The organism is Alteribacillus sp. HJP-4 (genome assembly GCF_042139015.1).
GTDB lineage: Bacteria > Bacillota > Bacilli > Bacillales > Marinococcaceae > JBHIKY01.
The window spans coordinates 144,582-158,123 of sequence record NZ_JBHIKY010000009.1 but is presented as its reverse complement, the minus strand read 5'-3'; the positions used below and the strand labels follow the sequence as shown (position 1 = coordinate 158,123).

General features: G+C 44.0%; 14 protein-coding genes. 2 read left to right on the top strand and 12 right to left on the bottom strand.

Features of this window, described 5'->3' with window-relative positions; all coding sequences use genetic code 11:
- Positions 1 to 90 precede the first annotated feature (90 nt).
- From nagB to ACE4RR_RS10865, 9 genes are all read right to left on the bottom strand, one after another.
- Positions 91 to 825, bottom strand: a complete 735-nt coding sequence (nagB, locus tag ACE4RR_RS10905; protein ID WP_375535455.1) for a glucosamine-6-phosphate deaminase — start codon at positions 823 to 825, stop codon at positions 91 to 93.
- A 13-nt stretch (positions 826 to 838) separates the two neighbouring features.
- Positions 839 to 2,035 (bottom strand): N-acetylglucosamine-6-phosphate deacetylase, encoded by a 1,197-nt coding sequence (nagA, locus tag ACE4RR_RS10900; RefSeq protein ID WP_375535454.1) that lies wholly within the window; start codon positions 2,033 to 2,035, stop codon positions 839 to 841.
- Positions 2,036 to 2,048: 13 nt separating this feature from the next.
- Positions 2,049 to 2,375, bottom strand: coding sequence for an ROK family protein (locus tag ACE4RR_RS10895; protein WP_375535453.1), 327 nt, complete (start codon positions 2,373 to 2,375; stop codon positions 2,049 to 2,051).
- A gap of 38 nt (positions 2,376 to 2,413) precedes the next feature.
- Positions 2,414 to 3,391, bottom strand: a complete 978-nt coding sequence (locus tag ACE4RR_RS10890; protein WP_375535452.1) for a Gfo/Idh/MocA family protein — start codon at positions 3,389 to 3,391, stop codon at positions 2,414 to 2,416.
- Positions 3,388 to 4,389: a Gfo/Idh/MocA family protein gene (locus ACE4RR_RS10885; protein WP_375535451.1), complete on the bottom strand. Its 1,002-nt coding sequence runs from the start codon at positions 4,387 to 4,389 to the stop codon at positions 3,388 to 3,390. The genes ACE4RR_RS10890 and ACE4RR_RS10885 overlap by 4 nt, the downstream gene beginning before the upstream one ends.
- Before the next feature lie 27 nt (positions 4,390 to 4,416).
- Positions 4,417 to 5,250: a carbohydrate ABC transporter permease gene (locus ACE4RR_RS10880; protein ID WP_375535450.1), complete on the bottom strand. Its 834-nt coding sequence runs from the start codon at positions 5,248 to 5,250 to the stop codon at positions 4,417 to 4,419.
- Positions 5,251 to 5,271: 21 nt separating this feature from the next.
- Positions 5,272 to 6,171, bottom strand: coding sequence for a carbohydrate ABC transporter permease (locus ACE4RR_RS10875; protein ID WP_375535449.1), 900 nt, complete (start codon positions 6,169 to 6,171; stop codon positions 5,272 to 5,274).
- Between the two features lie 157 nt (positions 6,172 to 6,328).
- Positions 6,329 to 7,603 carry an ABC transporter substrate-binding protein gene (locus ACE4RR_RS10870; protein WP_375535448.1) on the bottom strand — a complete coding sequence of 425 codons (1,275 nt, stop codon included), beginning with the start codon at positions 7,601 to 7,603 and terminating at the stop codon, positions 6,329 to 6,331.
- 77 nt (positions 7,604 to 7,680) lie between these two features.
- Positions 7,681 to 8,892 (bottom strand): ROK family transcriptional regulator, encoded by a 1,212-nt coding sequence (locus tag ACE4RR_RS10865; protein WP_375535447.1) that lies wholly within the window; start codon positions 8,890 to 8,892, stop codon positions 7,681 to 7,683.
- 201 nt (positions 8,893 to 9,093) lie between these two features.
- On the opposite strand from ACE4RR_RS10865, the gene larC2 reads away from it, so the two are divergent.
- Positions 9,094 to 9,561, top strand: a complete 468-nt coding sequence (gene larC2 / locus ACE4RR_RS10860; protein ID WP_375535446.1) for a nickel pincer cofactor biosynthesis protein LarC2 — start codon at positions 9,094 to 9,096, stop codon at positions 9,559 to 9,561.
- A gap of 35 nt (positions 9,562 to 9,596) precedes the next feature.
- Here larC2 and larC read toward each other — a convergent pair whose 3' ends face one another.
- The 3 genes from larC to ACE4RR_RS10845 form a co-directional block, all read right to left on the bottom strand.
- Positions 9,597 to 10,328 (bottom strand): nickel pincer cofactor biosynthesis protein LarC, encoded by a 732-nt coding sequence (larC, locus tag ACE4RR_RS10855; protein WP_375535445.1) that lies wholly within the window; start codon positions 10,326 to 10,328, stop codon positions 9,597 to 9,599.
- Positions 10,325 to 11,083 (bottom strand): nickel pincer cofactor biosynthesis protein LarB, encoded by a 759-nt coding sequence (gene larB / locus ACE4RR_RS10850; RefSeq protein WP_375535444.1) that lies wholly within the window; start codon positions 11,081 to 11,083, stop codon positions 10,325 to 10,327. Before larB ends, larC begins: the two co-directional genes overlap by 4 nt.
- Before the next feature lie 63 nt (positions 11,084 to 11,146).
- Positions 11,147 to 12,034 carry an AraC family transcriptional regulator gene (locus ACE4RR_RS10845; protein WP_375535443.1) on the bottom strand — a complete coding sequence of 296 codons (888 nt, stop codon included), beginning with the start codon at positions 12,032 to 12,034 and terminating at the stop codon, positions 11,147 to 11,149.
- A gap of 116 nt (positions 12,035 to 12,150) precedes the next feature.
- Between ACE4RR_RS10845 and melA the strand changes: the two genes are divergently transcribed.
- Complete coding sequence (gene melA, locus ACE4RR_RS10840; protein WP_375535442.1) at positions 12,151 to 13,452, top strand: alpha-glucosidase/alpha-galactosidase; 1,302 nt, start codon at positions 12,151 to 12,153, stop codon at positions 13,450 to 13,452.
- The last annotated feature ends 90 nt before the right edge of the window (positions 13,453 to 13,542 follow it).

Below are 13,542 nucleotides of genomic sequence, written 5' to 3'. Positions count from 1 at the left end.
GGAGCTGAATTGTTCTCAGAATGGGAAATCAATAAAATGGAGGCTTTAGAACCATAAATGCTGAAGCACAGGAAATCTCAAGTCATGAATTTATCTGTGCCCAGAGGAGGCTGTGGAGAGTGCTGAGTTATCGGCAATGATCGTAACTCTAGGATGTTCACGAAGAATGGAGGCTGGGAAGCTTTCATGAATCTCTCCTGTAAGCAGCTTTTCGAGAGCTTTCGATTTTTTGGGCCCAGATGCAAGCAGAACAATCCAGCTGCTGCTCATGATGGTTGCAATGCCTGCTGTAATAGCTCGATCAGGAACAAGGTCAGGCTGCTTGAAATATCGGGCATTCGCTTCTCTTGTGGAGGACTTTAGCGTAACAAGATGAGTGCGAGAAGTGAAAGATGTGCCCGGCTCATTAAATCCAATATGACCATTTTCTCCGATACCGAGAAGCTGCAGATCGATATAGCCGTAATCTTTGATAAGCTGTTCATAACGCCTGCATTCCGCTTCGAGATCATGGGCATCGCCACGGGGCAGGTTGGTTTGTGCTCTGCTGAGCCCGAGCGGGTCGAACACATACCTTTTCATATAAGCATAATAACTCTGCGGATGATGAGGAGGCAGACCCTCATATTCATCTAAATTAAAAGTGGTCACGCGGCTTGCGTCGAATTGGTTCTTTAATGCAGCAAGTTGACGATACATCCCCACGGGAGTGCCGCCTGTCGCAAGGCCGAGTACTGCCTGTGGGTTTGATTTAATATAATAGGCAAAAAGGCCTGCCGCCCGCAGACTCATTTCTTTGTAATTTTTCACTTGAATGATTTCCAACGGTCTCCACCCCCTATTCCTTGTCATAAGCGAGCGTTCCCATGCACCAGGTTTTTTCTACCTCAAAGGAATCATTTAGAAGAGTAAAATCAGCATCCATTCTAGGTGCAATCCTTCCCTTACGGTGATCCTCACCTAATTCGCGAGCTGCGTTCCATGACGTCATAGCCACCGCTTCCTCCGGCAGACATTTAGTAAATGTCATTAAGTTTCGCATCGCTTCGTTCATTTTTAATACACTTCCAGCAAGAGTTCCATCCGGAAGCAGCGGCTTCGCTCCTTCCATGATGACTTCCTGTCCACCAAGCTTAAAGCTGACATTCTTCATACATTTTGCCCGAATCGAATCGGTAATCATTGTCAGTCCCGAGGCCCCTTTCATTTCATACGCAAGTTTTACCATTGCAGGATGTACATGGATGGCGTCGGCAATGATCTCAGCCTGAAGATGTTTATTAAGCAATGCAGCAGCAGCCAGCCCCGGTTCGCGGTGGTTAAGGCCGCTCATTCCATTATAAAGATGTGTTACACGTGAAACACCTTGGTGTACAGCTTCGGTTATTTGTTCAATTCCTGCATTTGAGTGGCCGGCAGAAACAATTACTCCCGTTTCTCTTAAGTAGCGGATTAACCGATGTCCCCTGTCTCTTTCAGGGTCTAGAGAAACCAGGCGGATAAGGCCATCCGCCGCTTCCTGCCATTTTTGAAACAGATCTACATCTGCGTCTCTTAAAAATTCCCTCGGCTGCGCTCCAGCTTTTTCTTCCGAAAAAAATGGGCCTTCAAGGTGGATGCCTAGCAGCTCTGCCCCTTTATACTGCTTTCCTTTCCTTACCGCTGCTGCGTTTTGGAGCGAGTTTGTGATCGCTTCCTCATTGGAAGTCAGGGTAGTGGCCAGGAAGGAAGTAGTGCCTTCAGCCGGTAGAGCTCCCGCTATTACTTCCAGCGCCTCCGGTGTGGCGTCCATCGTATCCGAGTTGCTCGTTCCGTGAATATGCATATCGATCATTCCCGGAACGAGCCGTGTGCCTGGTTTCACTTGATGCTGAACTGGAATTTGCTGTTCCTCCAGTGAAAGCTCCTGCTCAATATTATTTTCATATCCCACTGCTTTAATTTTGTTCTCTTCTACTAAAATGAAGGCATCGTCCATCGTGAAATCGTGATTTACTACGGACACATGCCTAAGTAAAAAGGAGTTGTTTTTCATCCTCTTCTCCTTTCTATTTTTCACCAATTAAATTATGGTTGACTACATCACTCTGTAATAACCCAACCGCACCAACTGCGCGATACGTCTTTTTATTATAACCCCAATGACACTCAGCTAGAGCCGCAGCAATTACGTCATTGCAGATTTTTACGGGCAGAAGAAACCTCTTTGTTAGAATCTCTCTAATCTTTACGTAGCGTGTATTTAAATTTTGAGCATATATAATTTTATTATTTTTTGTATCAAGAAGTCCAGCAGAAGCCACTCCAATACCTTCTAGTTGGGACGTTGGGAATAAGCACGTTTGGAGTAAGTCCTCTAAATGTCTTGAAGTCATATCAATCGCCTCCCTTGATACTGACCTGTGTATTAGTTCTATGAAATCGTGACGCTTTTCCCTTTAGTCGAAGATTTATTAGCCGCAATAGCGACATTTAATGCTTGCATTCCATCAAATGCAGTGACTGGAGAAGTATTTCCAGCCATCGACCTCTCTGTAAAATCCTTAATCATTGCTTTGTCCATGTTATCTCCCCAGTGTTCCCAGGACACACCTTGTTCGTTAGAGTACACATGAAGACGCTGCCCGAATGCATCTATTTTTAAATTTCCTTTTGTTCCAACTATCTCAATCATGACATCTCCCCACGTTGGAAACTTTTTATTTCGGGACCAGCTTACATCCAGTGAGGCAAAAGCTCCCGTTTCAAATTCCATCGTTATAAGGCCGCAGTCTTCCGTTTCATGATTATGAAGAAGGTTTCCCGTTTCTGCATAAACTTCCGATACCTCGGAATCAGTGTACCAGCGTAAAATATCAGCAACGTGAACGGTATGGTCCATCAAGGCACCTCCGCCGGCTAATTCTTTATCAGTAAACCAGCTGCCTGGATTCACTCCCCTGTTGGTTCCTTTCAGCGCCAGAATTTCTCCGACTGCACCTTGTTCTAGTGCTTTTTTCGCCTCCCTTATCGGGGTATTGTACCGCACAGGAAATGCTGTTTGAAAATAAATACCCTCATCTTCGCAAAGCTTTACTATAAACTCTGCATCTTCCTTATTTGTCGCAATCGGCTTCTCGCAGAGAATGGCTTTCCCGGCTTCAGCCGCCATTTCTACATGCTTTCTGTGACGTACATTTTCAGAAGTAATGATAACTCCATCAATATCGGAGTCTAATAATTTTTTTACAGAGGAATAAAAAGTGGTTTGAAACCTATTAGCTGCCGCTTTTCCTAAATATTCATCTTCTTCGTAGGCAATACCAGATAATTCTATATTCGGCAGCTCTTTTATCACATTGGCATATCCTTCTGCATGCACATGAGCAAAGCTGATTATTCCCAGCTTCATTTTAATTCCTCCCCAATATATACAGGCTTTTTCTGTCGAGCTGATTCCAGGGCGGCTAAGGAAATTCTTATCGCTTCTGCGGCATCCCTGGCGTTTACTATTGGTTCTGCTCCTGTTTGGAAGCAATCCAGAAAATGCCGAAGCTCCAAATAATACGGGCTGTCTTCTACTGCACTTGCAGGCACTTCCACCCCTCCGCCGTTCTTTGTTACGCATTTTTGCTGCAATATTAATGATTTATCGCGGCTGCTGTCAAAATCAATAATGCCTTCTTTACCTGCAGCTTCAAAAGCGGTGTTAAAACCTTCATGTGCCCAGCTTCCTTCCACGTGTGCCAGTATACCGTTTTTGAATTTCAACGTGACGAGGGCGTAATCCATCTTATCCTTTAATCTATCAGTCAGACTTCTCGCATACACCCGCTCAACCTCTCCAAAACACCAGCGCAAAAAGTCAAAATCGTGAATAATCATATCTAGAATCAGACCACCGCTTTTTTCAACATCTGCATACCAATTATTCATTCCTTCCGGAAATGCTCCGCCCCGAAATGTCCGAACAACACCCGGCATGCCGATCTCTCCGTTATCCAACCGGTCTTTTATACTGACGTATTCATGAAAAAAACGAAGAACGTGCCCTACGAATAAGGTGGTACGCTTGTTTTCACAATAAGTAATTAGTTCCTCCGCTTCTTCTAAAGATCTGGCGAGAGGTTTTTCACATATAACCGCTGCGCCGTAATCAGCTGATATTTTCACTGCATCTCCGTGTTTATCCGTAGCAAGGCAGATGTCTACGATATCCACTTCTTCCAAGGAAGCCAACGCTTCTGAAAGTTCCTTAAACGGAGCCGCTCCGAGCTTGGCAGCAAGCTCTCTTCTTCTGTCCTCGCTCCAATCAGCCACACCAATAACCTCTGCATCCTTCATTTTCATATAGGCTTCAGCGTGAACCTCTCCCATCGTCCCCGCTCCTACCAACAGAACTTTTATCACACATATCACCTTTTTCGTTAAATTGTATTATCCTTTGATTGCACCTGCGGTAAATCCTTGTACAAAATACTTCTGTACAAACGCAAACATAATAGCAATTGGAATGGTGGAAATAATGCTGGCTGCCATCATTTCGTGCCAGTAGATTGTATTTTGTCCGGCAAAGTCAGTCAAAGCAAGACTGACAGGACGCAGGGAAGATTCAGTGATATAGATCAGCGGGATCAGCAGGTCATTCCAGCTCCAAATAAACGCATAGATTCCAGCCATGGCAATTCCTGGAGCCGACAGCGGCAGAATAACCTTAATAATTCCTCTTACCCTTGAGCATCCATCTACGGCAGCCGCTTCTTCAATATCAACCGGAACACTTTTCATGAAGCCGTGAAGAAGCCAAACAGCCAATGGAATCGTAAAGGCACAGTTAGTCAGAATAACACCAGAAAGAGTGTTTAATAGTTGGTAAACCTGAATTTGCTGATACAGGCCGACGATGAGTACTACTGGAGAAAACATTTGGGTCATCAATACAATAAACAGCAGGCTTCCACGGCCGACAAACGTAAACCTTGTTAAGGCATAGGCGGCCGGAAAAGCGAATATTATTGTGATAAGTGATGTCATCCCACCGATAATCAAGCTATTAATAAATGGCCCGCTGAATTCATATCTTCCGCTCCATACTTCCACGTAATTTATCCACTGCGGGTTTTCAGGTATAAACGAAGGCGGCCACGAAAGCGCTCCTCGAAATGTCTCCAATGAAGTAGAAAAAGTCACAAAAATGGGAAGCATCAATAAGGAGAATATTACGATTAACGTAAGATGCACGAGACCATTTTTCCATTTTTTATTTTTCATGGGGTTTCTTCGCTCCTCTTTTTACCATTGCTCTTGTTTCAATAATAATCTGCGGTAAACAATTGTGGAGAGCATTAAAAACACGAAAATCACAACAGCAATCGCTGCACCCATACCAAGATCAAAGGAGCCAAACGATTGTACATATGCTTCTACAACAAGAGTTGTTGTGGCATCGACCGGGCCGCCCCTGGTCATTGGCCAAATAACTCCGAATGAATTAAAAGTCCAAATGGTTGATAACGTAGTTGCTACCAGGATGATCGGCTTCATCATCGGTAAAATGATATGCCTGAGCACCTGCATGCCATTTGCTCCGTCAATATTTGCTGATTCTTTTAATTCTTTTGGTATAGACTGCAGGCCAGCGAGAAACATCAATACCATAAATGGAAGGCCGAGCCACATATCTACAATGGCTGTTGCCATAAATGCGTTCGCTGCTTTTCCCAGCCACTGGATGTTGCTTTCTATGAGGTTGATACTTCGCAGGATATAGTTCAACGTGCCGAATTCCCCATCGTAGATCCACCGAAAGGAAACTGCTGCTACCACCATCGGTGTCACCCACGGAACCATTAATAAAAACATGTATACCTTTTTAAACCCTATTTCTTTTGCTAGCAGCCATGCTATTCCAAAGCCTGCTGCAACTTTTAATATTACGGATAAAGAGGTCCATCCTACTGTGCGGAAAAGCGTTGCCCAAAATTCGTTGGATAGTAACAGACTCAAATAATTATCGAGCCCTACGAAATTAACTCCAAGCTCTGGCCTGGTCAGCTGATTTTCCATCAGCGATAAATAAAATACTCTCCCAATCGGAAATGCAATCATTATTCCCATAAAAAGTATCATCGGAAGTAAATACAAAAGTGGAGAACGTTCGGGAGAGAAGCTTTGTTTTAATTTATAATTCATTACCTTCACAGCTCCATCCAATAAAATTGGCTTGCCGCCAGGTCCAGAAGGCGAAAGCATTGAGAATTGATACCTTTAAAAAGGTTTATGTTTTAAAGTATAAAAAGAAGGGGCACCCGCCAAGGTGCCTTTTATGAGATTTACATACTTGAGTCATTTATTCCTGTATTGGCATTAAATCCTCTTCTTCAATTTTCTCTGCGGCTTCATCCAGAGCCTCTTGAGGATCTGTTCCTTCCATAGCATTTTGTACAGCCTCAGAGATAATGTCCTGGAATGGTTCCCATGCTGTTGGCTTTGGCGCTTCATGTCCGTATTCAATCATGTCTACATATTTAGAGAAAAACGGATCTTCATGAAATTCTTCTTCTTCCATTTCATCTTTTTGAATAGGAACCAGTCCCTGATCAAGGTCATACTGTTTCTGCTCATTCGGCTGAGTGATAAATTCAACAAAATCCCATGCTTCTTCCGGATATTCAGTCTCATTAGAAATCATAATCGAATCTGATCCAAAAATATTAGATTTAGACGCTCCCTCTGGAAGTGGTGCATTGTCATAAGGAAATTCATCATTGTCGGGTTCCTCGCCCATCATATTTCTGCCCCATGGGCCAATGACATACATGGCAATTCTCCCTTGGGAAAATAAGGTAGGAAGCTCTTCACGGTTATATTCCACAGGATTCGGTACGACTTCATGCACCCGGTATAGGTCTGTGTAAAATTGCAGAGCCTCCACGGCTTCCGGCTCATTAATGATGACATTGCCTTCTTCATCAAAAACGTCACCGTTATTCTGATAAACATAATTCAAATATTGCTCAACGGTAGAAATATGACTTGCTCCTGAAACACCAAACCCATAAATATCTTCATTATTCTCCTGCACCTCTACTGCTGTATCTACCAGCTCTTCCCAGGTAGTCGGTGGTTCGTCAATTAAATCCGTTCGGTAAATTAATGTTCTCGTTGAAAAACCACGTGGAATTGCATAAACTTCATCGTTAATTGTTACATTGCTCTGCAGCGGATCATGAAACAATTTAATATGCTCAGATGCTTGCTCTGTTAGAGGAAGAAGCGCATCCATAGCTGCAAAAGTCGGCACCCACCTTGTCCCTCCGAAAAAGATATCCGGTGCTGAACCCCCGCTTAAATCGGTAACAAGTTTTTGGTAGGCATCATCCCATCCTGCCGTTTCCAGTTCAATGGTGACATTTTCATTTTCACTTTCAAACCGTTCGATCATATCTTCAATTCCTTCACGGGTACCGGGCTGATCCACTCCGGGGTGAAAATAGCGGAGAGTTACTTCTTCACCACTGCTGCTTTCTGCTTCTGAACTATCTTCTTCACTGCCGCTGCCGCCTCCTGAACATGCTCCGAGAATAAACATTAAGCTTAGTATTGCCAACCAGCACTTTTTCATCTTTACAACCCCTTTTTATATTCTGTTAAAATGCACCAATTCTACTTTTTCCATCCGATGAAATAAGTGTTCAAAAATTATTTTAAAACATTCACCTGAAAAATTCTTTGTAAAATAACGGAGGCAGCACCAATCAGTTCGTAATCCTCTCCTAAAGCGGAAGCCTGGATATTTAAATCTCTCGTAAGAACTTCCATGCCTTTTCTTCTAATTTTTTCATCAATCAGCTTTAATAAATAGTCATTTTTATAAATCAGGTCACCTCCTAAAATAATAAGTGACGGGTTATATAGACTCACTATATTGGCAAGTCCAGTAGAAAGATAACTAGCTACATCGTTTGCAATTTCGAGACATAGCTCGTCCTCCATCGCAATTCCTTGAACAAAAAGCTCAGGTGTTATATTATCAACTGCCCCTATTTTCCTCAAAAGACTTTTTCTGCCCCGTTTAAGTGCAATTCCAATCCTTCCGGAAATAGTAGGCCAGCTGACGTAGGATTCTAAACAGCCGTTGTTACCACATTCACATTTCATCCCGTTTTTATCAACACTAGTGTGCCCAAATTCTCCGGCTCCGCCATTGTGCCCTCTGAAAATTTTGTCATTTAGAATGGCACCTGCACCAACGCCATCACTCAGCTTCACGAAGACCAGATTAGATGAAGTATAATTCCCGAATTCTTTCTCAGCCAAAGCCAACGCATTAACATCGTTTTCTAAAAGGGTTTCTTTGTTAAAAACCTCCTGGACAGTGGAAGTTATATCAACATCATGCAGTTCTAACTGAGAGTTATATAAGATTGTTCCTTTTACAGAATCAACTATACCCGGTGCAATAATCGTAATTCCTAGATAATCAAGGGGTTCAACATGAGCACTTATAAAATCCTTCAATGAGGAAATCAAGTGTTCAATTACGTTCACACTGTAAAAATTGGCAAAGCTGTAATGTTTTTTTTCTTTAATCTCCGCAGCCATATTCACGAGCCCAATTGTGAGATCTGTGTTCGTAATCGATACAGCTATAATGAAGTTTCCGTCTGGATTAAATTCAAGCATAATAGGCTTGCGGCCACCGCTTGAATATCCCGAACCTCCTTCTTTGACAAAACCAGCTTTGATTAGTTCTGACACCGCCGTTGATACAGTAGTGGGGCTTATCGAAAGATTTTTTGCTACCCCGCTTTTTGAAATAGGCTCGTGCTTCCGAATTGTATTTAGAATAATCGATCGATTTAATTCTTGAATAAGCTTTAAATTGCCTGTTCGCGTAATTTCTCCTGCCATAAACGTTCCTTCCTAACTATAATTATGCAGCTGCGGCACCTTACTTTTTTCAATGATTGGAATAAGTTAATTTGATAATATACGAATTTTCTGAAAATGTCAACAGCTGAATTGTGTAATTTTTGGCGGGGCCTGGCCCCCAAAAAAAGTGGCTCCAATACGAGAAAATGCTACAATGGTTGGTGAGAGGAGGGCCAGGCCATGCCAGAATTTAACCACCGTTATGAACATATTGATGACAACATGTTTAAAGTAGAAATCAATTTAGATGATATGACCCCGGAAATGATCGGACATTTAATGGACCGACTATTTGCGGTTGGCGCAAACGATGTATATTACACTCCGATCTACATGAAGAAAAACCGCCCTGCCGTGCTTCTTACACTGCTGTGCAGTGCAGACGTGCTCCCTGTTGTGAAAAAGCATCTGTTTGTGGAAACGACAACGTTCGGACTCCGTTATTATCCAATTTCTGTACACCGCCTTGAACGCTCCTTTATCTCCCTATCCACTCCATGGGGAGACATTACTGTCAAACAAGCGTTTCACCAGGGGAAGCTTGTTGAACAGTCACCGGAATTTGAGGAGTGTGCCAGAGCGGCCCAGGCAGCAGATATACCGCTCAAGGACATTTATCAGTATATCTGGGCAGCTCTGCAGAACTGAACGGGCAGGAATCATCAGAAAAAAAATAATTTTTATTACACTTTCCGCTTCTCTCCAAGTACAGCCCTCAGAACGTTCGGGTGATCAGGAAAATCCTTCGTTCCTGCGCCGTAACCGACCTCTATAACCTCCATCGAGGGCATCGTACCGTAACGAGAGGCAAGCCCTTTTATTAAGCCGGCCCCTGTAGGAGTAGTCAGCTCGCCGCGGACATCAATTTCCTGAACAGGGATTCCCTTCATCATCTCCATTGTTGCAGGAGCAGGAATCGGATACATGCCGTGTGCCATCTTTATTTTTCCATTACCGAGCACAACAGCTGATGCTTGTACATCTTCTATTTCAAGCTGGTCAAGTGCGATCCCTGCCCCGACCACGTCCACGATGGAATCAACTGCGCCGACTTCATGAAAATGAACCTCATCCACCGTCGTATGGTGAATAGCCGCTTCCGCGGCGGCGATCGGTTCAAAAATCTGCAGACTGAAAGCCTTGGCCTTTTCACTAAGAGCTGATTCTACTATCATCTTACGAATTGATGAGTAATGCCGGTGATGGTAAGGTTCTTCTTCTGGTACAACATCTACCTTCGAAGCGTATATGCCTTTCTTAACCACTCCTGAAATATTTAAAGAAAATGCTTCCATCGGAAACTGCTTTAATTGTTTTTCGATTTCTTCCATATCCGCCCCTAGAGCATGCAGTGCTCCAAGCATCATATCACCGCTGATCCCGGAAATAGAACAATCGAGGTAAAGTATTCTCATCTGCCGTTCTCCCTCCATCCAATTCGGTTCATAAGAGTAGCGCTGTATGCAGCACCAAAGCCATTATCAATATTGACTACCGTAATCCCAGAAGAGCAGGAATTCAGCATCCCAAGTAGCGTGGCCAGGCCCTCCATATTTGCTCCGTAGCCGACGCTTGTTGGAACGGCGATCAGCGGCTGAGGGGCCAGTCCGCCGACGACACTTGGAAGTGCGCCCTCCATCCCCGCTACGACAATCAGCACATCACATGCATCTATCTCAGGGAGCGCATCAAGCAGACGGTGCAGTCCGGCAACTCCGACATCATAGATTCGATGAACTTCATTCCCCATCACATCAGCGGTTACAGCAGCTTCTTCTGCTACACGAAGATCGGATGTGCCGGCACACAACACCCCGACTCGACGTCCGGTCGAAACCACATCCCCTTGTCGATAATAGAGGAGTCTGGAGACCGGATCATACGTGATCTCGTTATGAAAGGCCTGTACTCTGGCAGCCTTTTCTTCTGAAATTCTTGTGGCAAGTACGGAACGACCGTCCTTCATAATAGTGGCTGTGATTTCCACGAGCTGCTCTGCAGTTTTACCACCGCCATAAACCACCTCAGGGAACCCTTTTCGTTTGGACCTTGCCGAATCGACTCTGGCATACCCGAGATTTTCATAGCCTTTCAGCTCATCATGCGCTTCCCTGCTGGTCATCTTCCCTTCTTCAACCGCTTTCAAAATACTTTGTAAAGATTCTCTCATATGCTTTTTATTCCTCACTCTCTACCTCATTTAACAGTCCGCCGCTGATTAACGGCCTCCCTTTTATTGTAGGATCACATGATCAATTGGAATTTCATACTTTCCTTCCCGCAGCTGACCGGCTGAAGTCCCAACCATTTTCCGGAACACTTTGTTAAAATAATTTGCATTGGAATAGCCGACTTTTTCAGCAATCTCATGAATAGGAAAATTCGTACTTCTTAATAGCTCGACTGCTTTTTCAATCCGTAATTTCGTCATATACTGCGTTGGTGTTGTGCCGGTACTTTCCCGGAAACGCTGGATAAAATAATATTTGGACAGCCCTGCCGCAGCAGCAATTTCTTCCACTCCGACTGCCTCATTGTAGTGAAGCTCAATGTAATTTACTGCTTTAGAAACTGCATCCGGCAGCCTATCCTGAAGTGTATCCTTTTCTTTTAAAAAACGAAAGCATTCCATCAAAAATGTATAAGCACGCGCAGAAGCAAGGTAAGAATCTGTAATCGCTTTATCCGCCACCTGCTGAAAAGTAGCCAGCAGTACTTGAATCATGGATGCATCTCCCGGCACTGTCACAACGCTTCCTTTTTCCTTCCATACCGATTCCCAGCAGGCAGCAGCTTCTTCCCCGTACAGCGTTATATATACAAAGGTCCATTCCTCGGAGCCTTTTGGAAAATAATAGCGGTGATCACTTGGAATTTTAACAAAAAACCCTTTCCCCGTCGGGAGGTCATATGTCCTTCCTTCTATTTCAATAGCTCCGCGCCCGGAGAGTGTATATTGAAAGATAAAATGATCTTTTCCCTGGCGCTTCATACCATCCCAGTAATAATTCTCTGAAGTCTGGGTCTCCCAGCCGATGGACCAGATATTCGCAGCACGCAGCCTCTCTTTTTTCTGAAAACGCAGCCCATAGGAGCCAAATTTATGCTCTTCTATCAGCAATATTTTACCCTCCTATCGCAGTTAATTACCATTGTATTCTGACAATTTCTATCATAAGATAATAGTACTTACTAAGATAATACCGCAACAATTTACTATTTGCCAGGAGGTTTATGATGAAACGAATTACATTTATCGGCGCAGGAAGCACTGTATTCGCGAAAAATATTCTTGGAGATTGCATGCTCACCCCACGCCTGCAGGAGTTCGAATTCGCACTCTTTGATATTGATCACGAACGTCTGAAAGACTCTGAAAATATGCTGAAAAATTTAAAGGAATCTACCGGCAGTACCGTTACAGTAAAAGCATATACCGACAGAAAAAAAGCACTGGCCGGCGCGTCCTACATCATTAATGCTATTCAGGTAGGAGGTTACGATCCAGCAACCATCACTGACTTTGAAATACCAAAAAAATACGGACTGCGCCAGACGATAGCGGATACGATTGGTGTGGGCGGACTTTTTCGAAGTCTTCGTACAATTCCGGTCATGTTTGATATCGCTGAAGATATTGAAGAGGTGTGCCCGGATGCCTGGCTTTTCAATTATACAAATCCGATGGCTCCGATAACCGGGGCGATGCTCCACCACACCGGAGTAAAAACAGTCGGGCTGTGCCATAGTGTGCAGGCTTGTGTGCCAGAGCTCTTCAAAGCACTTGACATGTCAAGCGAGGGCGTACAATCAAAGATCGCCGGGATTAATCATATGGCCTGGCTCCTCGAAGTTACACGTGACGGGGAAGATCTCTACCCTGAAATAAAACGGCGTGCTCAGGAAAAACAGAAAGAAAAGCACGGAGATATGGTTCGGTTTGAATTAATGCAGCGCTTTGGCGCATACGTAACGGAATCATCCGAGCATAACGCAGAATATCATCCTTATTTTATCAAAAGTAAATATCCTGAGCTGATTGAGCGATTTAATATTCCTCTCGATGAATACCCGCGCCGCTGTGTAGAGCAGATTGAAAAATGGAAGTCAATGCGCGAAGAAGTTGTCCACAATCAAAACCTGGCACACGAGCGTTCCCGTGAATATGCCTCTCACATGATTGAAGCTATGGAAACCGATCAGCCATACCGGATCGGAGGTAATGTCTTAAATACAGGCGGACTCATCAGCAACCTGCCTGAAAAAGCATGCGTTGAAGTTCCATGTCTTGTTGATAGAAACGGGGTCCGGCCAACGTATATCGGAGATCTGCCTGAGCAGCTGGCCGGCTTGAACCGGACGAATATTAATACACAGCTTTTAACAATTGAGGCAGCCGTCACACAAAAGAAGGAGCATATATATCAAGCTGCTATGCTGGACCCTCACACGTCAGCGGAGCTTTCTATTGACGACATAGTCTCTCTCTGCGACGAATTGATTGAGGCTCACGGAGATTGGCTCCCTGCATTCAAATAATATCGTCGTCTGTATAGCCTCTCCCTCTACTTATGATAGATTCTATATATGAAAAAGGTGACAGTGGCCAGCCGGGTGGCGTGTCACCTT

Excerpts from the sequence above, each read along its gene's own strand:
- nagA (WP_375535454.1), bottom strand. The coding sequence starts at position 2,035 with ATGAAAAACAACTCCTTTTTACTTAGGCATGTGTCCGTAGTAAATCAC.
- ACE4RR_RS10895 (WP_375535453.1), bottom strand. The coding sequence starts at position 2,375 with ATGACTTCAAGACATTTAGAGGACTTACTCCAAACGTGCTTATTCCCA.
- ACE4RR_RS10890 (WP_375535452.1), bottom strand. The coding sequence starts at position 3,391 with ATGAAGCTGGGAATAATCAGCTTTGCTCATGTGCATGCAGAAGGATAT.
- ACE4RR_RS10880 (WP_375535450.1), bottom strand. The coding sequence starts at position 5,250 with ATGAAAAATAAAAAATGGAAAAATGGTCTCGTGCATCTTACGTTAATC.
- ACE4RR_RS10875 (WP_375535449.1), bottom strand. The coding sequence starts at position 6,171 with ATGAATTATAAATTAAAACAAAGCTTCTCTCCCGAACGTTCTCCACTT.
- ACE4RR_RS10870 (WP_375535448.1), bottom strand. The coding sequence starts at position 7,603 with ATGAAAAAGTGCTGGTTGGCAATACTAAGCTTAATGTTTATTCTCGGA.
- ACE4RR_RS10865 (WP_375535447.1), bottom strand. The coding sequence starts at position 8,892 with ATGGCAGGAGAAATTACGCGAACAGGCAATTTAAAGCTTATTCAAGAA.
- larC2 (WP_375535446.1), top strand. The coding sequence starts at position 9,094 with ATGCCAGAATTTAACCACCGTTATGAACATATTGATGACAACATGTTT.
- larC (WP_375535445.1), bottom strand. The coding sequence starts at position 10,328 with ATGAGAATACTTTACCTCGATTGTTCTATTTCCGGGATCAGCGGTGAT.
- larB (WP_375535444.1), bottom strand. The coding sequence starts at position 11,083 with ATGAGAGAATCTTTACAAAGTATTTTGAAAGCGGTTGAAGAAGGGAAG.
- melA (WP_375535442.1), top strand. The coding sequence starts at position 12,151 with ATGAAACGAATTACATTTATCGGCGCAGGAAGCACTGTATTCGCGAAA.